This window comes from Citrobacter sp. L55 (genome assembly GCF_002850715.1).
Classification (GTDB): domain Bacteria; phylum Pseudomonadota; class Gammaproteobacteria; order Enterobacterales; family Enterobacteriaceae; genus Citrobacter; species Citrobacter braakii.
In genome coordinates, this window is record NZ_KZ559399.1 from 491,611 (window position 1) to 515,125 (window position 23,515).

The following is a 23,515-nucleotide window of genomic DNA, read 5'->3' on the forward strand; positions in this document are numbered from 1 at the left end:
TATGTGCGAACATCACCATGCCGCGAAGCATATTCTGTGCTCGCAGTGTGACATGCTGGTGGCGTTACCTCGCCTTGAGCATGGTCAGAAAGCGGCATGTCCACGATGTGGCACTACGTTAACGGTTGAGTGGGACGCGCCACGGCAGCGTCCTACCGCCTATGTGTTAGCAGCATTATTTATGCTGCTTTTGTCAAACCTCTTTCCCTTTGTGAATATGAATGTTGCGGGGGTGAGCAGCGAAGTGACGCTGCTGCAAATCCCCAGCGTTCTCTTTTCGGAAGATTACGCCAGCCTCGGTACCTTCTTTATCTTATTCGTTCAGTTGGTTCCCGCTTTTTGCTTGTTGACCATTTTGCTGTTGGTGAATCGGGTTCATATGCCTGAGCGGCTTAAAACATGGCTGGCGCGTATTTTGTTTCAGTTAAAAAGCTGGGGAATGGCAGAAATTTTCCTCGCGGGCGTGCTGGTGAGCTTTGTTAAGCTGATGGCCTACGGCGATATCGGCGTGGGCAGCAGCTTCATCCCTTGGTGCATGTTTTGTATGCTCCAGTTGCGGGCTTTTCAGTGTGTGGATCGCCGTTGGCTGTGGGATGATATTGCCCCTATGCCAGCCATTAAGCAGGAATTAAAGCCTGGTGTGCCCGGCATCCGACAAGGATTGCGTTCCTGTTCCTGCTGCACCGCTATTCTTCCGGCAGACGAGCTGGTATGCCCACGCTGTCAGACGAAAGGTTATGTGCGGCGTAAAAACAGTCTGCAATGGACATTGGCATTACTGTTTACGTCGATCATGCTTTATCTTCCTGCCAATATTCTGCCGATCATGATCACCGATCTGCTCGGGTCAAAGCTACCTTCGACGATACTCGAGGGCGTGGTTTTAATCTGGAGCGAAGGCTCTTACCCGGTGGCTGCGGTTATCTTTATCGCCAGTATTATGGTGCCGACGTTGAAAATGATCGCCATTGCCTGGCTGTGTTGGGATGCCAAAGGGCACGGCAAACGCGACAGTGAACGAATGCATTTAATTTACGAGGTTGTAGAATTTGTCGGTCGCTGGTCAATGATCGACGTTTTTGTAATTGCCGTACTCTCTGCGCTGGTGCGCATGGGAGGGTTAATGAACATTTATCCTGCAATGGGTGCTTTGATGTTTGCTTTAGTCGTCATTATGACAATGTTTTCTGCGATGACATTTGATCCCCGTCTGTCGTGGGACCGTGAACCAGATCATGAGGAGTCCTGACAGCATGGAATCTAAAAGTGGGGAAGCCAAAGTGCAAAAGGTAAAAAACTGGTCGCCCGTGTGGATATTCCCTATAGTCACTGCCCTCATTGGCGCGTGGGTCCTGTTTTATCACTACAGTCATCAGGGGCCACAAGTCACGCTGATTACCACTAATGCCGAAGGTATTGAAGGGGGCAAAACGACGATTAAGAGCCGCAGCGTGGATGTCGGTATCGTCGAGAGCGCAACCCTGACTGATGATTTGACCCATGTGGAAATTAAAGCTCGTCTTAACTCCGGAATGGAAAAGCTGCTGCATAAAGATTCTGTCTTTTGGGTGGTGAAGCCGCAGGTTGGACGTGAAGGTATCAGTGGGCTCGGCACGCTATTGTCCGGGGCTTATATTGAACTGCAGCCTGGCAATAAAGGCAGCAAGCTGGAAAATTACCAACTGCTGGATTCACCGCCGCTGGCGCCGCCAGATGCGAAAGGGATCCGTGTGATTCTGGACAGCAAAAAAGCCGGTCAGTTGAGCCCGGGCGACCCGGTTCTGTTCCGTGGTTATCGTGTAGGTTCGGTTGAAACCAGCACATTTGATGCGCAAAAGCGTACGATTAGCTATCAGCTATTTATCAATGCGCCTAACGATCGTCTGGTGACCAGCAATGTGCGTTTCTGGAAGGACAGTGGGATCGCCGTGGATCTTACTTCGGCAGGTATGCGCGTGGAAATGGGATCTCTCTCCACGCTGTTTGGCGGTGGCGTAAGTTTTGATGTGCCAGAAGGGCTGGAACAAGGCGAACCGGTCGCACAACAGTCTGCGTTTAATCTTTATGACGACCAAAAAAGTATTCAGGATTCACTGTATACCGATCATATTGATTACCTGATGTTCTTTAAAGATTCAATTCGTGGCCTGCAGCCCGGCGCGCCACTGGAATTCCGTGGCATCCGTTTGGGTACGGTAAGTAAAGTACCTTTCTTCTCACCGAATATGCGTCAGGTCTTCAACAATGATTACCGCATTCCGGTGCTGGTACGTATCGAACCAGAACGTCTGAAGGCACAGCTGGGAGAAGATACTGATGTTGGCGCTCATCTGGCAGAATTGCTTAAACGCGGCTTACGGGCATCGCTGAAAACCGGGAACCTGGTGACTGGCGCTCTGTATGTCGATCTCGACTTCTACCCGAAAGAACCGCCGATTACCGGTGTGCGCGAATTTAACGGTTATCAAATTATTCCGACCGTGAGCGGTGGTCTGGCGCAGATCCAGCAGCGACTGATGGAAGCGCTGGATAAGATTAACAATCTGCCGTTGAACCCGATGATTGAGCAGGCGACCAATACGTTGTCGGAAAGCCAGCGTACGATGAAGCATCTGCAAACCACGCTGGACAACATGAATAAGATCACGTCCAGTCAGTCGATGCAGGATCTTCCGGCGGATATGCAGAACACGCTGCGCGAACTGAACCGTAGTATGCAGGGCTTCCAGCCGGGTTCCGCCGCCTACAACAAGATGGTGGCGGATATGCAGCGTCTTGATCAGGTACTGCGAGAACTGCAACCGGTACTGAAAACGTTGAACGATAAGAGCAATGCGCTGGTATTTGAAGCGAAGGACAAAAAAGATCCAGAGCCGAAGAGGGCGAAACAATGAAAAAGTTGCTAGTGGCGATGATGGCGGTCTGGCTGACGTCATGCAGCTCCAGCGGAGAAAATAAAAGCTATTACCAGCTTCCTATCGCGCAAGGGGGCGTACAGAGCTCAGCTAACCAGGGTAACCGTCTGCTGTGGGTTGAACAGATTGCGGTCCCGGACTATCTGGCGGGTAATGGGGTGGTTTACCAGACCAGCGATGTGCAATATGTGATAGCGAATAATAATCTCTGGGCCAGCCCCTTAGATCAGCAATTGCGCAATACCCTGGTTACGAACCTCAGTATGCAGTTGCCTGGCTGGGTTGTCGCTTCGCAGCCGCTGGGAAGCACTCAGGACACGTTGAACGTTACCGTGACCGGCTTCCACGGTCGGTACGATGGTAAGGTCATCGTGAGCGGTGAATGGCTGCTGAATCACCAGGGGCAGTTGATCAAGCGTCCATTCCACATCGAAGCTGTACAAACTAAAGACGGCTACGATGAGATGGTGAAGGTTCTGGCCAACGCCTGGAGCCAGGAAGCGACGGCAATGGCTCAAGAGCTGAAACGCATCCCTTAAGCTTAAATAATTGTAAATTATGCCGCCCCTGGTTCATTGCCCGGGGCGGTTTTTTTTATTTTTTTAGCCGTGGAGATAGCTGTTCTGACAGACTATTTTTGTACAAATGATTTTGCGGGTAGCTCACAAATATGACACTGGCGTGAATTTTGCGCATTGACGAGCCTGATGTTTAGGGGTATTCGTTTTAGTGTGATTGCACACTTAGTAATCACTGTTTTCTTTTCCACCAGACCCAAAGATGAGGGAAACGAGGCATGAAGAGACAAAAACGAGATCGCCTGGAACGGGCACATCAACGTGGATATCAGGCCGGCATTGCCGGACGCTCAAAAGAAATGTGTCCCTATCAGACGCTGAATCAGAGGTCATACTGGCTGGGAGGCTGGCGAGAAGCCATGGGGGATAGGGTTTTAATGGCCTGATTCTGTCTCTTTAGATAAAAGAAACCTCCGCAGAGCGGAGGTTTCGCCTTTTTGCCCACCAGACAAGACGAACAAACGTTAATGTCTGGCTGCTAAGCTGACCTTGATTAGAACGCGGAAGTGTCCTGGAACAGACCCACTTTCAGATCGTTTGCGGTATAGATCAGACGACCATCAACCAGCACTTCACCATCAGCCAGGCCCATGATCAGGCGACGATTAACGATGCGTTTGAAGTGAATGCGGTAAGTCACTTTTTTCGCAGTCGGCAGAACCTGGCCGGTGAATTTAACTTCGCCTACGCCCAGCGCGCGGCCTTTACCTTCGCCGCCCAGCCAGCCGAGATAGAATCCAACCAGCTGCCACATGGCATCCAGACCCAGGCAGCCCGGCATCACCGGATCGCCGATAAAGTGGCATCCGAAGAACCACAGGTCCGGGTTGATATCCAGTTCAGCTTCAACATAACCTTTGTCAAAGTTGCCGCCGGTTTCGGTCATCTTGATGACACGGTCCATCATCAGCATGCTTGGTGCAGGCAGTTGTGGCCCTTTTGCGCCAAACAGCTCACCGCGACCAGAGGCAAGAAGGTCTTCTTTTGTATAGGATTCGCGTTTATCTACCATGTTCTCTGTAAGCCTTATTTTATTGAAGCACGCAGGATAGCTAACACGTGTACGCTGAACAAGTCCGATCAGTTCGGAATAATCCAGTTCAGCCAACGTAGCGGCCAGGGAAAACGGTGACGACCTTCCTGCTGCGTTGCCGTAGCAATACGCTCCTGGATAGTTTGCATCAGCGTTGTCTGGCCTTCACCATCCCACACCAGATTTAATAACAGTGGCAGCGCATCGGTCACGTCGTCCACCGCCCAGATAGTGAATTTTTCTTCTTCTACGGCCTGTAGCAGAGCAGGCTGCAGGCTCAGGTGTCTGACATTCGCGGAAGGAATGATAACGCCCTGTGTGCCTGTCAGCTCACGCTGCTGACAGATGGCGAAGAAGCCTTCAATTTTCTCGTTCAGACCACCAACAGGTTGTGCCCGACCAAACTGATCGACAGAACCGGTAATGGCGATGCTTTGATTAACAGGAACGTCGGCGAGGGCGCTAATCAATGCGCAAAGTTCTGCCACGGACGCGCTGTCGCCGTCCACTTCGCTGTAGGATTGCTCAAAGGTCAGCGAGGCAGAGAAGGGGATTTGCTGCTCAAGCTGGAGTTCCGACATCAGGAACGCCTGCATAATCATCATACCCTTCGCATGAATATTTCCGCCAAGCTCGGCTTTGCGCTCAATATCCGTAAATTCGCCGTCGCCAATATGAACCACACAGCTGATACGAGAAGGCTCACCAAACGCGCGGGGGTGACCAGGAAATTCAATCACCGACAGGGCGTTGATTTGGCCAATACGCTCGCCTTCCGTCTCGATCAGGATCTGTTCCTGCAGGATCTCATCCTGCATTCGTTCGGCGAGGAAACCTTCCCGCCATTCACGCTGGGTTAGCATCAGGCTGAACTGCTCAGCGTTGCAGGTTTCGCCCTCGCATAACGGGGCCACTTCTTTGAACTGTCGGGTGATCCACAGCGGGTTAAGCGGCAATGTATCCTGTTCGCCGGTATAACGAACGGCTTCACGGATCAGCACTTGCCATGCATCAGGGGTCGGGTAGGGCAAATTGTTGCGCGTAGCGGTATGTGTTACCCACTGACACCACTGCGTCATGGTTTCGGCATCCACTATCTGCAGATTATCTTCAAACTCGCTATAAATAGCCTGCTCAGCCAGCTCCGGCTCCATGTCCTGGAAGTCTGCCAGTGATTCACGTTCACCAACTAATACCACTTTGAGTTTAAGCGGCATAGGTGGAACGGAGACGGGCAGCGGGCGAGACTCATCAAAAGCTACCCAGTCAAAACGCTCGTGGCTGACAATGGCTTTCAGGCGCATCCACAGCAGCGGTTGGGCCAGTAGCGTGCGCAACGAAATAACCAGCACACCACCGTTGGCCTGATGCACAAGGCCTGGCTGTAGGGTAATTTCGCCGTTGAACTGACGCAGACAGCCAAACAGTTGTTCGGCTTCAACCCAGTCAGCGCAGACTACCTGGGTTAATGTCGCAAAATTGTCTTCAGCTGTCTCAGCTGTACGATAGCGGATAGTGTGACCGGAGATATCATAATGACCTCCGGTGAGACTTCCGGCATCCGAGTGCAGAGGCCGCGCGGCCTCTGCAATAAGGTTGATGTACTCAAGCTCTTCCGGTGCTTTTACCAGCATGAACGAAGACGTCGTCCAGTGCTGAAGAAGCTGCTCCAGCGCAAATTGTAAACGTGGCTGAGTATCACTAAGTAAGGTATCGGTGTCGTCAGTGACGTGCGGCTGTGCAAATACTTCCTGATAACTATCGGTGTCAGGAACCAGATCACGCCATGCAAGTTTCGTAATGGTCAAAGTTGATGTTTTTTAGTCTGTTGTAAAAAACGAGATTATACCGTAACCATCATCACTGCACACGTGGAAAGCGCTGTGAAACGAATGCGATGACGCGCGACAGTTCACAGGCTGGATATTCTTTTCTTCAGATGCCGAAAAAGCTGATATTCTGATAAGAGTTACACGGTAACATTGAGATCGCAATGAAATATCAACAACTTGAAAACCTTGAAAGCGGCTGGAAATGGAAGTATCTGGTGAAGAAGCATCGTGAGGGGGAATTAATCACCCGTTACGTAGAGGCCAGCGCTGCCGAAGAAGCCGTTGATTTGTTGCTAACCCTCGAAAATGAACCGGTTCGGGTCAATACCTGGATTGAAGAACACATGAACTCTGCGCTGCTAAATCGTATGAAACAAACCATACGGGCGAGGCGTAAGCGGCACTTTAACGCGGAGCATCAGCATACGCGAAAGAAATCTATCGATCTGGAATTTATGGTCTGGCAGCGCTTAGCGGGGCTTGCGCAGCGGCGCGGCAAAACGCTTTCTGAAACTATTGTGCAACTGATTGAAGACGCAGAGCATAAAGAGAAGTACGCGAATAAAATGTCGACATTGAAGCAGGATTTACAGGCGCTGCTGGGAAAAGAATAACCACAGAGTGGCAAAATGTGTTGTGTACAGGCGTGCTTTGATTGATAAAAAGTGAAAAAAAAACCCCGCAAAGCGGGGTTTTTTCATAAGACGATAACTTAAGCCTGAGGCTGAGTTACAACGTCTTTGATACCTTTAACTTCGATCTCAACACGACGATCCGGAGCCAGGCAGTCGATCAGTGCAGCGCGAGCTTTCACGTTGTCACAGGTGTTGCCAGTAACCGGGTTGGATTCGCCCATGCCACGTGCAGAGATTTTGTCAGAAGGAATACCTTTAGAGATCAGGTAATCAACAACGGACTGAGCACGTTTCTCGGACAGACCCTGGTTGTAAGCGTCAGAACCGATGCGGTCAGTGAAGCCCAGAACCACTACGGAACCGTCTTTCGGATCCAGGTTGCTCAGCTGGCTGTACATCTGATCCAGAGCCTGCTGGCCTTCTGGTTTCAGAGTTGCTTTGTTGAAGTTGAACAGAACGTCAGACTTCAGAGTGAAGTGTTTGGTCTGTACTTCTGGAGCCGGAGCCGGAGCAACAACTACTGGAGCTGCTTCTTCCTGCTGACCAAAACGGTAGGAAACACCAACGCTCAACAGACCGTTATCCGGACGACCGCCAACGGTGTTCGCGTCACCGATGTTGTTGGTCCACTGGTATTCCAGACGGGTAGCAATTTCAGGAGTAATTGCATACTCTACGCCACCAGCGAATACTGGGGAAACACCAGTGTCGTGGTCTTTGAAGCCGTCGTTGTTTTTAGCGTCTGCACGCCAAACCATACCACCCAGACGGGTATAAACGTCCAGATCGTCAGTGATTGGGTAACCCAGTTTAGCGGTCAGCTGAACGCCCTGAGCTTTGAAAGCGCCATTATTGTGGGTAGTATCGGTGGCGCCTTTGTACGGCATACGACCTAACCAGTCGTAACCCATTTCGAAACCAACGTACGGGTTAACCTGGTAACCACCGAATGCACCAGCACCCAGTTGGCTTTCGTGGGTAGGACCGGAGTTGTTGATCTGGTTGTTGCCAATATCATGGTACTGAGACCAGCCCAGTTTAGCACCAGTGTACCAGGTGTTATCTTTCGGAGCGGCCTGCGCCACGGTAGCGAAACCAGCCAGTGCCACTGCAATTGCGATAGCTGTCTTTTTCATTTTTTGCGCCTCGTTATCATCCAAAATTCGCCATGAATATCTCCGAAGAGAGATAACACGGTTAAATCCTTCACCCGGGGACCAGTTCAATAGTTACTCTACCGATATCTGCGGCTTATGCCGAGCACCCCTGGCGATGTAAAGTCTACAACGTAGTTGAAAACTTACAAGTGTGAAGTCCGTCAGGCATATGAAAAAAAAAGGCTTGTGTACACAATATTTAACATTTATAGATGAATAAATGTACTGAAGATTTCCTGAAAACCGCTTCAGACAGGCCTTCAGCCGGAAAACGCGTTACAGCTCAATGGCAAATTAAAACATGAAAAAAAATTCCAGGATAAATCCTAATTTTACTCAATGATACAAATTCGAGTGAATTTTTAGCCCGGAATGCTGTCTCCCCGCAAGTGACTGAGCGCGAACAGGACGCATGATAAATCCCATCGCATTACCTTCATCTGCCGCTTTTACCAGCTCGGCATGTTCATCTTCGGTTAATTCTTCCGTCAACCAGCCGATAACGACGCTGTAGTTACCCGTGCGCAGCGCACGAACCATCGATTCCAGCGTATTGCAGGGGGAGAGCTGGCTGATTTGCATGACTTTGGTCAATGGAAGCCCGGCCGACTGCACCCACTCACGGCTTAATTTTTGCTGAGGCGTCAGCCACAGCTGCCAGCGTGATTGTTGCCCTAATTGTTGCAGCAGGGGAAGCAGCAGGAGCTGCGTCATCATGGGCTGGTCCTCGCGATAGACCACTTCACTGATAAGCCCAGCGGTAGCGTTCTCTGCTGAAACGCGCGCAATGCTGCTCGATGCGGAAGAGAACGACGAAGAACGATTTGCATAACCTGAAGTGTACATAATCAATCCAGCCCTGTGAGTTACTGTATGGATATACAGTAACCCTGCCATCAATAAAGATCAACCTTATTTTCGGAAACAGGTTCGCAATTTTTAGTCATCATCACGGGAAAAATAAAATTCATCTTGCCCCATACGCATAAGTTGCCTATTTTCGTCATTAACGGATCTGCTACTGCAAATTATTTGCTTACGTTATGATTTAAAAGGATTTTTATGAAAGAAAAGTCTTATGCAAGAATCTATAAATCACAAGAATATCTGGCTTCTCTGGGAACAATTCACTACCGCTCACTGTTTGGCGGCTATAGTCTGACGGTTGGTGATACGGTCTTTGCCATGGTTGCCAGCGGTGAGTTATATCTTCGCGCCTGTGAGCAGAGCGCCCAGTACTGTGTAAAAAATTCTCCTGTCTGGCTAACATTTATCAAGCGCGGGCGTCCGGTTGTACTCAATTATTACCAGGTGAACGATACCCTGTGGCAGAACCAGCAGCAGTTAGTATCGCTATCACAATTTTCACTCGATGCAGCCGTTAAGGAAAAACAGAGTCGCTTTGCACAACATCGCCTGCGGGAATTACCGAATATGACGTTTCATCTGGAGACCTTGCTAAATGAAGCAGGAATTAAGGATGAGGGGACATTGCGATCGCTGGGAGCTCAGATGTGCTGGTTGAAACTTCGGCAAAATAACCCTGCCTTAACGGTAAAAATACTCTATGCCCTTGAAGGAGCGGTTGACGGGGTGCATGAAGCCGCGCTCCCGGCGACGCGTCGCCAGGAGCTGGTGGAGTGGGTGAGTTCTCTTACGCCGGAACCGGGGTATTAGATGGCAGCACAGCAATTTGTTGCTGTAATCGCCGAATCTCCGGGAGCAGGGCAATCAGCAACCCAACTTGCTGTACGACCAGCGGCTCTTTACTGTCCGGACGTGGCTCGAGATGCTGAATTCGCTGCTTCAGATCTTCCAGCGCCTGGTATACGCGCTGCTCATCAGCAGGTTGATGGTGAAGCGCATCATCTACATAGCAGACGGCATCATCCAGCAATGCCAGGACGTCAGGATTGGTTAACTGCTCGCGATGTGCGCCGAGGGCGGAAATATAGCTGGTAAACGTATGGTTAAGACACAGCAAGCGGAACGCCGTTTCGCGTGTTTGGGCCGTGACATCCGGTTCACTCGACATGTTCGACACCACCGAAGCAAGTTCCGCATCACGATTGTGCGCGTCACGGCGGGCGATACGGTATGCCAGACGATTATCACGCCCCTGATGATATTGTTCGAGAATAGCATCAAGATAACGACAGTTAGCGTCAGTGGCCCGTTCAATCACTCGCGGCAGATTCCGAAAACGCCAGTCTGGCCAGATAAAGCTGACAGCAGCCCAGGCGATGGCACAGCCGATCAACGTATCGATGACGCGCGGAAGTGCAACTTCAAAACCTTCACCGAGCAGGTTAAAGCACAGCAGCACCAGCAGCGTGATAAACATGGTGGCATGCGCGTACTGGACGTTACGAAAGGCAAAAAACAACACGCCGGTGATCACCAGAAGGATCAATTGCCCTTCGAGAGAAGGTACAAACCACAGGATCGGTAACCCAATGGCGATCCCGACTAATGTGCCGATAATCCTTAGTGCCAGACGATGTCGGGTGGCGTTGTAGTTTGGCTGGCAGACAAACAGACTGGTCAACAGGATCCAGTACCCGTGGTTCATTCCGGTTATCTGGATAATGGCATAGCCGACGCAGAGCACCAGCGACATGCGAACAGCATGACGAAACAGGGCGGACTCAGGCGTGAAATTACGGCTCAGACGCAACCAGATATCACTGAACCCATGCGGGCTGTCATCGGCAAGTTGATTTTCAGACTCATTGCGCGAAAGTACCTGAGCCTGTTCGGACTCAATGGTAGCCAACTGGGCATCAATGGCCCGCAGGTTTGACAGCAAAAATCCCAACGTGTTGAGCAGGTCGGCAGGCTCACCACTCGCGCGCATGCGCTCAAGTGCAGCATCAATATGGGTGAAGACGCGCTCAAAGTGCGGATCGTGCTGATAAGGCGTGCGTAATAAAATACAGCGAGACAGTTGCGAACACGCTTGCCCCTGCATCGACATCAGGCGCTGGAAGCGAAACATCACGTCGCTGTGGCGGAAATGGTCGCGAAGCGTTTGGTACTGAATATGCGAGGAGCTTGCGCGTTCGTGAATATCCTGCGCCACAAAATAGTAATGTAGCGTGCGACGTGTTCCCCGCTGTCCGCGGTCGCCGCGCAGGCGGGTCAGCAGTGACACCTTTGTCTGGTTTAGGGTCGCCATCAGTTGCCCATTCGCAAGAGCCAAATCATACAGCGGCGCCTGGCTTTCATCTTCTATGTCGGGATCAAAAAGACGCGATTTCAGTTCCAGATAGTGCGCTAACTGTTCATAGCTACGCGCCAGATTGTCCTGCAACGGACGAATAGGGAACAGAAGATGTCCGGTCAGGGTTAACAGGTTGTACCAAATGGCGCCCGCGAGCAGCAGGATCGGTTGCTGATACCACTGATCGTAAAGCGAGGTGCCGAGCATCGTGTAAATGGCGATCAGCAACGCGCCAAAGGCGATGGTTGCATAGCGCTGCCCTAATCCCCCCAGCAGTATAAAGCCGCTGGTGGAAAGCGTTAACCCAAGGGCAAACAGCCATGGCCATGGGAAGAGCAGTTCGACCGAGGCCGAGGCAATGAAAAAGCACACCAGCGTGATGATCAAATTGCGCAGGCGGCCTGCAAGACGATCGTCCAGGTCAGTAAGCGCGGCTGCGACCATACCCAGCGTGAGCGGGATGGTCAGCTTAACGTCACCCAGCCACCAGGGCAGCGCTGTTGTGCCGCAAAGCGCGATAAAAATCCGCACGTAGTACAGCCAGGTGCTGTTCCAGGTATAGCGTTTGAGCAGAGGACTTAACATAAAGGCCATCGGTCCTGATTATTCGAAGCGACGACGCGCGTTGGCTTCACGCGCTGCGCGAGCAACTTCAACTGACACCACCCGGCGCCCCACCGGCCACAGTGCAATCGCCGCGATTTTGAAATTCGCAATGCCAACCGGGATACCAATAATCGTAATGCACTGGGCAATACCGGAGACAATGTGCATCAGGCACAACCACCAGCCGAAGAAAATCAGCCAGAAAATATTGAGCACGGTGCCTCCGGTATTCAACAGGACGTTTTTGCCCGCTGGATTAAGCTCATCGACATGAATCGCTTCGTTACCGTAGGGAAACAGCGAGAGTCGGGTAATTTCCCAGCATGAGCGGGTCAGGGGGAGAGTAAAAATCAGCACAATACTGACCAGCGTAGCCAGTAACCAGGCTAAGGTGGTGGCGAATCCCCCGAGCACAAAATTTAAAATATTCAGAACAGTACGCATAAACCCTCGGTTAACTCTGGTTTTCTGTGAATTCGGCAATTGTAACGTTTTTTTGGGCTGGAGCACGTTTTCTCTGGCGGTTACACTGATAAGCAAACCTCTTCGTGTGGATCCGCTTGAGTCTTATGGAACTGAAAGCAACTTCTCTTGGAAAACGTCTGGCACAACACCCTTACGATCGGGCCGTTATTCTCAATGCCGGGATTAAGGTTTCCGGCGATCGTCACGAGTATCTTATTCCCTTCAATCAGTTACTGGCTATTCATTGTAAACGCGGCCTGGTATGGGGTGAGCTGGAGTTTGTGCTCCCGGATGATAAGGTAGTTCGTCTTCACGGCACTGAATGGGCTGAAACCCAGCGCTTCCATCACCATTTGAATTCGCTCTGGCAGCAGTGGAGTCAGGAAATGAGCGACGTCGCTGCGGGAGTTTTACAGCAGCAGTTGGAGGCGATCGCCACCCGCACCAGTGAGAATAAATGGCTGACGCGCGAACAGACGTCAGGACTACAGCAGCAGATCCGCCGCGCCTTTGCCGCATTGCCGCTCCCGATCAACCGGCTGGAAGAATTTGAAAATTGCCGTGAGGCGTTACGTCAATGCCAGGCATGGTTGAAGGACATTGAAGCTTGTCGCTTACAGCACAACCAGGCGTATACCGATGCCATGCTGGAAGAACATGCCGAATTTTTCCAGCAAATTGAGTCCTCGCCGCTGAATCCGGCCCAGGCGCGGGCGGTGGTGAACGGCGAACAATCATTACTGGTTCTTGCGGGGGCCGGAAGCGGCAAAACATCCGTATTGGTCGCCCGTGCGGGCTGGCTACTTGCGCGAGGGGAAGCGGCGGCCGAACAAATCCTGCTGCTGGCGTTTGGACGCAAAGCGGCCCAGGAGATGGACGATCGCATCCGTGAACGTCTGCATACGGAAGAGATCACCGCGAGGACGTTTCATTCACTGGCGTTGCACATTATTTCGCAGGGGAGCAAAAAAGTCCCGACGGTTAGCAAGCTGGAAAATGATGTTGCCGCGCGTAGCAAACTTTTTATCACGACCTGGCGTCAACAGTGCAGTGAGAAAAAGGCACAGGCCAAAGGCTGGCGGCAATGGTTAGAAGAAGAGATGCAGTGGTCTGTACCCGAAGGTAACTTCTGGGATGACGAAAAATTACAGCGCCGGCTGGCTTCCCGGCTGGATCGTTGGGTTAGCCTGATGCGTATGCATGGCGGAGCGCAGGCTGAGATGATCGCCAATGCTCCGGAGGAGATTCGCGATCTGTTCAGTAAACGCATTAAGCTGATGTCTCCCCTGCTCAAGGCCTGGAAGGGCGCCCTGAAGGATGAGAATGCCGTCGATTTTTCCGGGTTGATTCATCAGGCCATTGTCATTCTGGAAAAAGGGCGGTTTATCAGTCCGTGGAAACACATTCTGGTCGACGAATTTCAGGACATTTCTCCTCAGCGTGCCGCCCTGTTAGCCGCACTGCGCAAGCAAAACTCACACACTACGCTGTTCGCCGTAGGGGATGACTGGCAGGCAATTTACCGGTTCAGCGGAGCACAGCTTTCGTTGACCACCGCATTCCAGCAAAACTTCGGCGAGGGCGACCGTTGTAATCTGGATACGACTTACCGTTTTAATAGCCGCATCGGTGAAGTCGCAAACCAGTTTATCCAGCAAAACCCTCATCAGCTTACGAAACCGCTCAACAGTCTGATGGCAGGCGATAAAAAAGCCGTCACGTTGCTCGATGAAAGCCAGCTGGATCTGCTACTGGATAAGCTGTCGGGATTTGTGAAGGCAGAAGAGAGAATTCTGGTGCTGGCGCGATACCATCATCTGAAACCTGCCAGTCTGGAGAAAGCTGCCACCCGTTGGCCTAAGCTACAGCTGGATTTCATGACTATCCATGCCAGTAAGGGACAGCAGGCAGATTACGTTATTGTTGTGGGGCTTCATGATGGGAATGATGGTTTTCCCGCCCCGGCCCGCGAGTCGATTATGGAAGAGGCGTTGCTTCCGGCGGTGGAGGATTTCCCGGATGCTGAAGAGAGACGCTTGCTGTATGTGGCGCTAACGCGGGCACGGCATCGGGTATGGCTGCTGTTTAATAAAGAAACACCGTCGTGCTTTGTTGATGAGCTTAAACAACTGGATGTTCCGGTAGCAAGAAAACCCTGAATAGCAGGCGGCAATTGCCGCCTGCCTGGCGTTTATTTGAGGCGCTCTGCCAGATAGCGGGCGTAATCTGGGATCAAGATGTCCGTTGCATCGTTGAAGTTTGGCGACTGGATAATAAAATCGGCGGTCGACACGTTGGTGGCAACCGGAATGTTCCATACCGTCGCCAGACGCAGCAGGGCTTTGACATCAGGATCGTGAGGTACGGCGTTCAGCGGATCCCAGAAGAAAATCAGCACATCAATTTTCCCTTCTGAAATCAGCGCACCCACCTGCTGGTCACCCCCCATCGGACCGCTCAGCATGGCGTTGACGTCCATTCCCGTTGCGCGTTGGATTAAGTTTCCCGTCGTGCCTGTGGCGTACAGAACGTGCTTTTCCAGCAACGGCTGGTGGCGTTCCACCCAGCTCATCAACATCTTTTTACAGTGATCGTGTGCAACCAGCGCAATATGTTTACGCGCTGGCAATGTGCGAGTTGTTAATTCCATAGTACAGCTCCCAAGTTAACCTGGTTACAGAGTACTGGAAGCTCTTGACGCTGCAAGAGAAAGACAAAAAAAATGCGTATGCGAACATAAATGTCATGAAGGAGGCTGTTTCTGAGCCCATTGCAAAAAGTTACTTCGCGTTTGTGCGTCGGCCTGCTGGTACCAATATTTTAAGCGCTGTTCGGTCAGCGTTTGCGACTGAGGCGGCACGCGATCCAGTTCAGATACCCCGGAAAGCAGCGAGCTGTCATCGGCCATCATCGTAGCAAACTGCGGTAATGACGCATGTTTAGCCGCTTTGTTATAGCGTTCAGTTTCCATTTCATAATTCACGATTTTTGCTGTGGATGTGATTGACAGAATATCCAGCTTGACGGGGATAGGCATGGAGTCCCCATCCAGCAATTCCACGCGTGGAGCGTCATCAAAATGCGCTGTATCCCGCTCATTGTTCAGACGCGGGAGGTGAAAATTAACCTGGCTGACGAGTTGCGTATCAAAGCTGATGACCAGCGGAGGCGAAATATACAGACGTTCTTCGTGGCTGGACAAGCGAATGGTTTTTTCTACGCGAAATACGAGCTGGTGGCGACCATTTTCCAGCTCGATACTGTCGGCGCCACGCAGTAATGAGCTGGAGACTTTTTTTCCGTCCAGCACCAAAAGGTCAATATCATTAGACAGGCGTAATGAGGTAGCAAAAACGGTTACCGGCAAACACAGGGCAATTAAGGCTGTCACAATGCCGGCTTTCATAGGTTTCTCCTGTCCAGAAAATAGCTGCAAACATGTATCTAAATTTTTCGATAATCACGTTTACTAACATATAGACATATTTTTGAGTTTAGCTCTCATACGCCAGTATGGGATGAATGGTTGCGGGGCCAGGTTTGTCGTACACTTTGTTAAACAGCCTGGAGGAAAACGATGAAAGAGACCGATATTGCTGGCATTTTGACATCTACCCGCACGATTGCATTGGTTGGCGCAAGCGATAAACCCGATCGCCCAAGCTATCGCGTGATGAAGTATTTACTCGACCAGGGCTATCACGTTATTCCCGTTTCACCGAAGGTTGCCGGGAAAATGCTGCTGGGGCAGCAGGGCTATGCAACGCTGGCGGATGTGCCAGAGAAAGTGGATATGGTCGATGTCTTCCGTAATTCTGAAGCGGCGTGGGGCGTCGCTCAGGAGGCTATCGCCATTGGCGCGAAGACGCTATGGATGCAGCTTGGCGTAATTAACGAGCAGGCGGCCGTGCTGGCGCGTGATGCGGGGCTGATGGTGGTGATGGATCGTTGCCCGGCGATTGAGATCCCGCGACTGGGACTGGCGAAGTAAAGTTGGACTGTCGCCGGATGAAACGCACAGGCCCGATAAGCGAAGCGCCATCGGGCCTGTGTTAGTATCAATTACGCAGGCGCGGAGCCTGAAGCTGTTTACGGATTGTGCGCGCCAGTTCATCCATTGACGGTTGCTCCGGATGTTCTTCCTGTAGCTCGCTACTCAGTTGCGCTTCGGCCAGATACGTATGCACTGGCAGACCATTATCGTCTTCCATCACCACGTGATACCAGGGAGCGGCGCGAAGTTCGCTGTTAACCGCCAACTCATCGGCTGACGGCTCATCAAGCGAATATTCCGGGTCGATATCCACGACCACTCCGAGATAACCTAACAGGGAATGGCGGACCTGCTGGCCGATACCGAATTTGCTGGCAATCATAGTCACCTCCCGGGAAATAGATACCCTCTATGTAAGGGTAATATTCCACTTTTCAAGTTACATGATGCGACAGGCAAACCCTTTCAGATACAGCCCTTCCGGGTAGGTAGCGATCACCGGATGATCGGCGGCCTGACGGAACTGCTCTATAAATTGTACATCACGACCAGCATCTATTGCGGCATCAGCGATGATTTTCTGAAATAAATCGGTCGTCATCAGCCCGGAGCAGGAGAATGTCAGCAGTACGCCGCCTGGGTTCAGCAACTGAATAGCCAGCATATTGATGTCCTTATAACCGCGGCAGGCGCCCATCAACTGGCTTTTGTTTTCGACAAATTTCGGCGGATCCATCACGATGACATCAAATTTCTCACCGCGATCGCGATAGGCGCGCAGCAGTTTGAAGACATCATCACGCACGAACTCGGCTTTACTCAGATCCAGCTTGTTCAGTTCCACGTTCTGGCGGGCAATATCGAGTGCTTCCTGAGAGGTGTCGACGCTGACCACCTGACTGCATCCGCCCATTAATGCGGAGACCGCAAAGCCGCCGGTATAGGAGAAACAGTTCAGGACACGCTGGTTTTCCACATAACGACGCGTCGCCAGGCGGCTATCGCGTTGATCGAGGTAATAGCCGGTTTTGTGACCGTGCTGAATATCAACCAGCAGCTTCATCCCGTGCTCTTCGATAGGCAGCAGAGCAGGCGGCAGTTCGCCCGTGACGGGCCCTTGGGTCAGCGCCATACCTTCTTTTTTACGCACGGCCACATCGCTACGGTCATAAATAGCGCAGTCCGGGAAAACAATTTGCAGAGCACTAATCAGCGCGGCGCGTTGGTATTCAGCACCCGCGCTGAGCAACTGTAATACCAGGAAGTTGCCGAAGCGGTCAATAGTGACACCCGGCAGGCCGTCGGATTCTCCGGCGATCAGACGGTAGCTGTCCAGACCGTCCTTTTTCGCCAGCCAGTCACGCCATGTCTGCGCCTTCTGCAGACGACGGGTAAAGAAATCAATGTCGATGGATTCAGACTTATCGAAGGTCCAGACGCGCGCACGGATCTGCGACGCAGGAGAAAACGCACCGCGCGCTAACCATTTCCCCTGGTGGTCAACAATATCAACGGTTTCACCGAGGTTGGCTTTACCTTCCATACGTGCGGCCGCACCGGAAAATACCCATGGATGGCGGCGAAGTAATGATTTTTCGCGCCCCTTGGCTAACACTAAACGAGGATAATGTGGAATTGTAGATTCAGTCATGCGGAGCAACCTCTCACAAACAGTGACGCGGGTTGGATGAAAGTACCAACCTGAAACCATTAAAATAAAATGGCGCGTAGAGTAGCACAGATGATGAGGTCAATCATCAGCGTCTGGCGCTACTGCATGATGGTGTGGCGGGGCCTCTGCTTATCGAGCGACGGTTTAATCTCACTGAACAGGTGCGACAACTTATTCAGTTATCCCCTGCTAATCTATGGACAGCTCAGGAGATTGCCGGTCATCTGTCCATCGGTACCTGTTCTTTCATTTATGTTGATAAGGAGAACCGCAATGTCGAAAGTCTGCATCATCGCCTGGGTCTATGGCCGGGTTCAGGGGGTAGGATTTCGCTACACCACCCAGCATGAAGCGCAACGGCTGGGGTTGACCGGCTATGCGAAGAATATGGATGACGGCAGCGTAGAAGTTGTCGCCTGTGGCGAAAGCGAGCGGGTGGAACAACTGATGAAGTGGTTGAAAGCCGGGGGACCGCGCAGCGCCAGGGTTGATCGGGTTCTCAGCGAACCGCACCGCCCTGGCGACGAGCTAAAGGGATTTAGTATCCGCTATTAAATACATTTCACCGGTTTCGGCAGGCCGGCAATTTTAGTTGCCTGCTTAGCTGGGCCTTTCGGAAACAGGCGATAGAGATAACGGCTGTTGCCTTTTTCTTCGCCAAACTTGTTGGCCATCGCTTTTACCAGCATGCGGATTGCGGGGGAGGTATTAAACTCCAGATAAAACTCGCGAACGAAACGCACCACTTCCCAGTGTTCGGGGGAGAGAACGATACCTTCGTTTTCGGCGATTTTCTCCGCCAGCGGCTCGCTCCATTGCGTGGTGTCTTTCAGATAGCCTTCGCTATCGGTCTCAATTTCATGGCCTGCAAAAATGAACATAGTGCTCTGTCGATAAAGTAAAAACCGCCCTTAGTTTAGCAAATAAGGGGCGGCGTGAGAAACCTCGACCTACAGAAGAAGCTGTAGCAGATTGTTGGCATTAAGCTTCTTCAGCGCGTTGCATTTATACGTCGAAACCTGTTTTTCGCTAATCTGCGTCATATGCGCAACATGTTTTACCGATTGACCGTTAACCAGCCTGTCGAGAACATTGAACTCCATGCCAGTCAGGCAGCAATTCAGACTGCGTACCCGACGGGGCTCTTTAGCAAGCAGATACGCCGCATCCACGACGGCAATTCTGTCATCAATGATATGTAAGGTCAGCGTGGCAAAACGCTTTCGTAAATGCGTGGCCAGTGCCCAGCCTTTTTCATTGCACACCAGATAAACCGTTCCCTCCCAGCGCCTGGCCTCCAGTTGAAGCAGAATGTCGACCAGCGCCAGATGCGTCCTCGCGACGGAAAAGCGGCAACGCACAACGAGGGTGTCGCAGGCCAACAGCGAACGGTGCCACTGTAACGCGCCGCTCTCAACTTGAGTGTGAGCGTTACGGCGCAGAAGGGCGTAGCGCAACCCTTCGGCATAAAAACGATTATTATCAAGAATGACGTAATTCACGGCGGCCTCTTTATAACGTACTGGGTGTGTAGATGATGCGTAGCGTGCCGGTGTAATCCCCGGCGTTTTTACTGCTGGCTGCAAACGCTGGGGTTTTCAGAACAATAGGGGCAGGTACGCACAGTACGCTCTCACGTCCGCCGGGCAGGACGACCTGACGCAGATGCTGCGGATCGTTGGTGCCTTGCCAGACCAGGGTTTTACCGTTGGCGACGGTTTCGGTCGCGCCCGTGACGGGATTAGTGACGAAAACCTGATAGTCGAGACGATCCCGCGCATCGGTCTGACTTCCGCCGCGTCGCCGGATTGAAAATGCCTCTTCCGCACGGTCCGTTGAGGGGAGTCCGTCGTCCTCAAACCGAAGATAAGTGCGGGTGCTGGTACTGTTTTTGCCGTCGTACAGGCACATATCCAGCGTGTTTTCACCCTGGATTTCACTGCCACCCGGCCGCCCCGGGAAGTTGGTCAGGTTGAGGTTAACGACAGGCGTTGAGTGCGGAAATGCCGGCAGATAAATCTGCTGATTACCCGGATCGACAACCTCAATGCGTATCGTGGCCTGCCAGCTAGCAATGGCGCGATAGCCTGGACATCCGGTATTGACGTCGTTGAAGTTCCCGCCGCAGTTGGCAGTATCCCATTCACGCAGGTTCTGCTTCAGCGTTGCGGTCCAGATACCCGGCAGAGCGAGCTTTTCCAGCTCGCTTTTCACGATATAGAAATCGAAGTAAGGTTCTCTGTTCCAGTTTGCAACAATATTTGTCCCTCCCGTGACAAAACTGGCATAGGTAAAAACTTTATTATTGATAAACATGTAGTGGTCGCCATAAATCTTAAGATCCACCGTTTTGCTGGTAAGGGCATGCGTAAAACGTAAATTGATGGCATAAGGTGTCCCTGGGTTCGCCGTGAACCAGACCGGGGCGGTCATGCAGGCGCCCACTGCGGAGTCGGTACGGGACAGACACGTCAGGGTATTACGTCCCCATTTTTGCGGATCGGCGACATCATAGCCGCTCGGTTCATGAACCCAGATATCAAAGCGCGCGGGGGGGGCCATGCGATCGAAGCTGATATCGACGCTGGTGTTTCTTCCGGCAGGGGCCGCTGCCTGGGTCTGGCCCGCCCACAGACTTAAAAAAAGTAAAATAATTAAGTGCTTGTTCACATCATTTCCCTTTTGTGACGTTGTTTGCATTCATGGCAGTTGGACCCGTTGGTACCGATCGTCCGGCGAGCATCAGCTGAGCCTGTTGCTGGACAGTATCCGGCAGGGCAGAGAAGGTTAATTCCCGGCAAGGGATCGACCCGACGTAACGCACGACGTCGCGCATACTCTTTACGTTCAGCTCGCACTGATAAAACTGCTGCTGACGCACCAGGTAGAGGTTATGCAGCAGAGCGTCGCTTTGAGCGCTAAACCCGCCGTTGCCAAGGTCGCTCCAGCCGTTAACGTTCAGTGGCACGCCGCCGATAAACGGCGAATGTTGCTCGTCAGTTAACTGGCCGAGCCAGGTGTAGCTTGCCGTGGTTTGCACGTCCCGGCGGAGCAGTTTGCCTGGCACCATAAACAACGTTCTGCTGCCTGAACCTTGTGTGATTTCACTGCTGGCACCCCGCGAGACATCCAGCGATTCGTTAATCGTCAACGTAGTCTGCTGATAGCCCGGCACGGCGAAGAGGGCGCGGCTATTGCCTGGAATGTCTGCACTGCCGCCGTTATCCAGCGACACGGCAATGCTCGGATCCTGGGAATCTTCCGGTGTGGCAACGTTAACCGCGATGGCTGAAGCAGGACGTCCGTCGCTCCAGCGGCCCAGCCACAGACCAGAGCGCGACAGCGCAAGCGTGGAGTTGTAATTGCCGCTGCTGCTCAGGGTATGGCGCCGATCCTGACGATCCCAGGCATCGCTGACTGTCAGGCTCCCGTTGCCATATCGTCCGCCCTGGCGCGTGTAGGCAGAGGTATTGAGTGAATCGCTGTTAATACCTGATGCGCTCAGTCCATACTCATTTTCACCACGTGCGTCGGCATACCAGTTGTGCGCCACGTTATAGCTCAGCTGGTTTTTATCATGCTGCTGGTGCTGCCATGTCGCGCCCAGAGAGGTATAGCTTGTCGCATTGCCCTGACGGTTATGCGCCATTGACAGACTCACGCTCAGGTAGCCGCCTTTATCCCTGCCTTCGCGCGAGTCATCGTTACGCATGAAAAGGTTAATACTGCTGTTGATGTTCAGACCGCGCGTGCTGAAAGCCGTACTCAAGCCACCCTGCCAGGCCCGCGTGCGTGAGCGGGTCATATAAACCGACTCCCTGGGCAAGCCTGCATCGTGGCGATCGTCACTGTCCGGGAGTTCCCGACGAGAAACGTATCGTCCTTCGTTGCGGTTATCCGAATATCCCAGGCTGGCGTACCAGGTGCCGACAGGGACGGAGAACATCACCGACAGGCTTCGGTAACAGCCATTTACGGCGTCATATCCCGCGCTTCGGGTATTGCAGTTTTCCGCTGATAACGCGTTGCGATAGAAGCTCAGTGAAAAACCGTCGTTATAGCTGATTTGCTGAATATTGCCGCGTTGTCCTTCGCTGCCGTAAAGGTAGCTAAACCGGGTCGAGAGTACGCCATCGATCGGACCCGCATTGAAACCACGACTCCAGTCGAGTGCATTTTCCAGAAAACGTTGGTTTTTCTTTATCGCTGCGCCACTGGTGAGTGCCAGCGTTGGAGTGACAGGCAGGCGGACACCCGCCTGAGCGACCGTGCTACGTTCATCGTTTTGATTGTTATTGTCGGTTTCGCCCGCCTGCAGGAACCACTCGACGCGGTCAAACGGCGTAATACCGGTGCGGGTAAACGGTATCTGCTCGGTACGTGTCAGCCGGTTATTTTCATAGACGGACAGCGTCACGGTATAGCTCCCATCGGGGAACGATCGCGTGTCCAGGGTCTGAGCCCCGGCATTGAGATAAAAACTGGCCAGCAGCTGATTGCCCCGGCGGGCGTCAATACGTGCATCATGGGAAAGCAGCACGGTGATGGGGGTACCCTTTGACTGCTGAACCGGATTGATCCATGCCCTTGTCGAGCCTGTGCGCATGCCGCGAATTTTGCCCAGCGGCAGTTGGCTGAGGTTGATATTCCCACCAGCATTACTGAACAGATCGCGGGTATCCATCTCGCCTAACTGAATATAGTACTGACGCCAGATATCCTGGCGAAACCAGGCATTGTTGACGGTTATTTCTTGTTGCTGCTGGTGCCTTGAACGCTGCCCCAGCCAGGTCCAGTCGAGATTAAAGTAGCCGTCCTGCGTCATGGCCAACGCGCCATTGCCCTGAACGGTGGCTGACTGGTAATCCCTGTCGGCAACAAAATTGATATTTTGTTGATGGATCAACGCATTCTCAGTGCCCTGCGTAGGCTGATACCACTGGTTTTCTGTGGTCTGTTTAGGCAGAAATTTCTTGTCCAAAAACAGGCTAATGCGCGCGTTATTCTCATCATAGATAATGGCCGCACGATGGGTATCAATGTGATCACATCCCGTTGCGGAGCCATTGCTGCTGCACGCCAGGTTGCCGTTACGGGCAAGTGGAACGGCGAGAGCTGCAGACACAGTGGCGACGAGGGCAGGAGCGTCATTAAACTGACGTTTGATAGCCGCGACCACGGTTTCGGGTGCGACAAAACTTACCGATTCAAGTGTGATATCCGTTTCAAAAAGGCCAAGCGATTCGCCATAGAGGTTAACCTCTATCCACAGGCGCTGCGTTTTCGCCAGATCTTCGAAACCTGCCGGGACGGCCATCTCGGCGCAGGCGAGTTGGATGGATGCGGGTAATAAAGCAACCAAGAGGAGAGTATTTCTGTGAAACGCCATGACCAAGCCTCGACAT

23 protein-coding genes and 1 pseudogene are annotated in these 23,515 nt (G+C 52.2%); 10 read left to right on the top strand and 14 right to left on the bottom strand.

Going from position 1 to position 23,515, the window contains the following annotated elements:
- Window position 1: 1 nt before the first annotated feature.
- The 4 genes from pqiA (at window position 2) to rmf (ending at window position 3,879) form a co-directional block, all read left to right on the top strand.
- Window positions 2–1,249: a membrane integrity-associated transporter subunit PqiA gene (pqiA, locus tag B9P82_RS02360; protein ID WP_016152477.1), complete on the top strand. Its 1,248-nt coding sequence runs from the start codon at window positions 2–4 to the stop codon at window positions 1,247–1,249.
- A 4-nt stretch (window positions 1,250–1,253) separates the two neighbouring features.
- Window positions 1,254–2,894 (top strand): intermembrane transport protein PqiB, encoded by a 1,641-nt coding sequence (gene pqiB / locus B9P82_RS02365; RefSeq protein WP_003836843.1) that lies wholly within the window; start codon window positions 1,254–1,256, stop codon window positions 2,892–2,894.
- Window positions 2,891–3,454, top strand: coding sequence for a membrane integrity-associated transporter subunit PqiC (pqiC, locus tag B9P82_RS02370; RefSeq protein WP_101699890.1), 564 nt, complete (start codon window positions 2,891–2,893; stop codon window positions 3,452–3,454). The genes pqiB and pqiC overlap by 4 nt, the downstream gene beginning before the upstream one ends.
- Before the next feature lie 257 nt (window positions 3,455–3,711).
- Window positions 3,712–3,879, top strand: a complete 168-nt coding sequence (gene rmf, locus B9P82_RS02375) for a ribosome modulation factor (RefSeq protein ID WP_003035871.1) — start codon at window positions 3,712–3,714, stop codon at window positions 3,877–3,879.
- A 107-nt stretch (window positions 3,880–3,986) separates the two neighbouring features.
- Here rmf and fabA read toward each other — a convergent pair whose 3' ends face one another.
- Complete coding sequence (gene fabA, locus B9P82_RS02380; RefSeq protein WP_003035875.1) at window positions 3,987–4,505, bottom strand: bifunctional 3-hydroxydecanoyl-ACP dehydratase/trans-2-decenoyl-ACP isomerase; 519 nt, start codon at window positions 4,503–4,505, stop codon at window positions 3,987–3,989.
- A 68-nt stretch (window positions 4,506–4,573) separates the two neighbouring features.
- Window positions 4,574–6,334, bottom strand: coding sequence for an AAA family ATPase (locus tag B9P82_RS02385; RefSeq protein ID WP_101699891.1), 1,761 nt, complete (start codon window positions 6,332–6,334; stop codon window positions 4,574–4,576).
- Window positions 6,335–6,519: 185 nt separating this feature from the next.
- Here B9P82_RS02385 and matP point away from each other — a divergent pair, with 185 nt between their 5' ends.
- Window positions 6,520–6,972: a macrodomain Ter protein MatP gene (gene matP, locus B9P82_RS02390; protein WP_016152480.1), complete on the top strand. Its 453-nt coding sequence runs from the start codon at window positions 6,520–6,522 to the stop codon at window positions 6,970–6,972.
- 98 nt (window positions 6,973–7,070) lie between these two features.
- On the opposite strand, the gene ompA is transcribed toward matP, so the two are convergent.
- Window positions 7,071–8,129, bottom strand: coding sequence for a porin OmpA (gene ompA, locus B9P82_RS02395; RefSeq protein ID WP_016152481.1), 1,059 nt, complete (start codon window positions 8,127–8,129; stop codon window positions 7,071–7,073).
- Window positions 8,130–8,486: 357 nt separating this feature from the next.
- A complete protein-coding gene (gene sulA / locus B9P82_RS02400) occupies window positions 8,487–8,996 on the bottom strand; it encodes an SOS-induced cell division inhibitor SulA (RefSeq protein WP_019076414.1) in 510 nt (169 codons plus the stop codon).
- Window positions 8,997–9,212: 216 nt separating this feature from the next.
- Between sulA and B9P82_RS02405 the strand changes: the two genes are divergently transcribed.
- Window positions 9,213–9,827, top strand: coding sequence for a TfoX/Sxy family DNA transformation protein (locus B9P82_RS02405; RefSeq protein WP_016152483.1), 615 nt, complete (start codon window positions 9,213–9,215; stop codon window positions 9,825–9,827).
- Here the strand turns inward: B9P82_RS02405 and yccS are convergent.
- Both yccS and B9P82_RS02415 read right to left on the bottom strand, forming a co-directional pair.
- Window positions 9,805–11,958 carry a YccS family putative transporter gene (gene yccS, locus B9P82_RS02410; RefSeq protein ID WP_016152484.1) on the bottom strand — a complete coding sequence of 718 codons (2,154 nt, stop codon included), beginning with the start codon at window positions 11,956–11,958 and terminating at the stop codon, window positions 9,805–9,807. The genes B9P82_RS02405 and yccS overlap by 23 nt on opposite strands.
- Before the next feature lie 18 nt (window positions 11,959–11,976).
- Window positions 11,977–12,423 carry a YccF domain-containing protein gene (locus B9P82_RS02415; protein WP_016152485.1) on the bottom strand — a complete coding sequence of 149 codons (447 nt, stop codon included), beginning with the start codon at window positions 12,421–12,423 and terminating at the stop codon, window positions 11,977–11,979.
- Window positions 12,424–12,548: 125 nt separating this feature from the next.
- Here B9P82_RS02415 and helD point away from each other — a divergent pair, with 125 nt between their 5' ends.
- Window positions 12,549–14,603 (top strand): DNA helicase IV, encoded by a 2,055-nt coding sequence (helD, locus tag B9P82_RS02420; protein WP_101699892.1) that lies wholly within the window; start codon window positions 12,549–12,551, stop codon window positions 14,601–14,603.
- 32 nt (window positions 14,604–14,635) lie between these two features.
- Here the strand turns inward: helD and mgsA are convergent, their stop codons facing one another.
- Window positions 14,636–15,094, bottom strand: a complete 459-nt coding sequence (mgsA, locus tag B9P82_RS02425; RefSeq protein WP_016152487.1) for a methylglyoxal synthase — start codon at window positions 15,092–15,094, stop codon at window positions 14,636–14,638.
- A gap of 93 nt (window positions 15,095–15,187) precedes the next feature.
- Entirely contained in the window at window positions 15,188–15,850 is a 663-nt protein-coding gene (locus B9P82_RS02430; RefSeq protein WP_016152488.1) for a curli synthesis inhibitor, read from the bottom strand.
- A gap of 171 nt (window positions 15,851–16,021) precedes the next feature.
- Here B9P82_RS02430 and B9P82_RS02435 point away from each other — a divergent pair, with 171 nt between their 5' ends.
- Window positions 16,022–16,435, top strand: a complete 414-nt coding sequence (locus B9P82_RS02435; protein ID WP_101699893.1) for a CoA-binding protein — start codon at window positions 16,022–16,024, stop codon at window positions 16,433–16,435.
- 67 nt (window positions 16,436–16,502) lie between these two features.
- On the opposite strand, the gene hspQ is transcribed toward B9P82_RS02435, so the two are convergent.
- Together hspQ and rlmI are read right to left on the bottom strand one after the other, a co-directional pair.
- Window positions 16,503–16,820: a heat shock protein HspQ gene (gene hspQ / locus B9P82_RS02440; protein WP_016152490.1), complete on the bottom strand. Its 318-nt coding sequence runs from the start codon at window positions 16,818–16,820 to the stop codon at window positions 16,503–16,505.
- 57 nt (window positions 16,821–16,877) lie between these two features.
- The gene (rlmI, locus tag B9P82_RS02445; RefSeq protein ID WP_101699894.1) at window positions 16,878–18,089 is read right to left on the bottom strand and encodes a 23S rRNA (cytosine(1962)-C(5))-methyltransferase RlmI; all 1,212 of its coding nucleotides are present in this window, start codon (window positions 18,087–18,089) and stop codon (window positions 16,878–16,880) included.
- A gap of 113 nt (window positions 18,090–18,202) precedes the next feature.
- On the opposite strand from rlmI, the pseudogene B9P82_RS28800 reads away from it, so the two are divergent.
- Together B9P82_RS28800 and yccX are read left to right on the top strand one after the other, a co-directional pair.
- Window positions 18,203–18,349: pseudogene (locus tag B9P82_RS28800) on the top strand (AraC family transcriptional regulator); the annotation flags it as partial.
- A 34-nt stretch (window positions 18,350–18,383) separates the two neighbouring features.
- Window positions 18,384–18,665: an acylphosphatase gene (yccX, locus tag B9P82_RS02455; RefSeq protein WP_016152492.1), complete on the top strand. Its 282-nt coding sequence runs from the start codon at window positions 18,384–18,386 to the stop codon at window positions 18,663–18,665.
- On the opposite strand, the gene tusE is transcribed toward yccX, so the two are convergent.
- From tusE to B9P82_RS02475, 4 genes are all read right to left on the bottom strand, one after another.
- Complete coding sequence (gene tusE, locus B9P82_RS02460) at window positions 18,662–18,991, bottom strand: sulfurtransferase TusE (RefSeq protein ID WP_016152493.1); 330 nt, start codon at window positions 18,989–18,991, stop codon at window positions 18,662–18,664. The two genes, yccX and tusE, sit on opposite strands and share 4 nt — an antisense overlap.
- A 69-nt stretch (window positions 18,992–19,060) precedes the next feature.
- A complete protein-coding gene (locus B9P82_RS02465; RefSeq protein WP_016152494.1) occupies window positions 19,061–19,612 on the bottom strand; it encodes a LuxR C-terminal-related transcriptional regulator in 552 nt (183 codons plus the stop codon).
- A gap of 10 nt (window positions 19,613–19,622) precedes the next feature.
- The gene (locus B9P82_RS02470) at window positions 19,623–20,780 is read right to left on the bottom strand and encodes a CfaE/CblD family pilus tip adhesin (RefSeq protein ID WP_019076420.1); all 1,158 of its coding nucleotides are present in this window, start codon (window positions 20,778–20,780) and stop codon (window positions 19,623–19,625) included.
- A gap of 1 nt (window position 20,781) precedes the next feature.
- Window positions 20,782–23,499, bottom strand: coding sequence for a TcfC E-set like domain-containing protein (locus tag B9P82_RS02475; protein WP_101699895.1), 2,718 nt, complete (start codon window positions 23,497–23,499; stop codon window positions 20,782–20,784).
- Window positions 23,500–23,515: the final 16 nt, after the last annotated feature.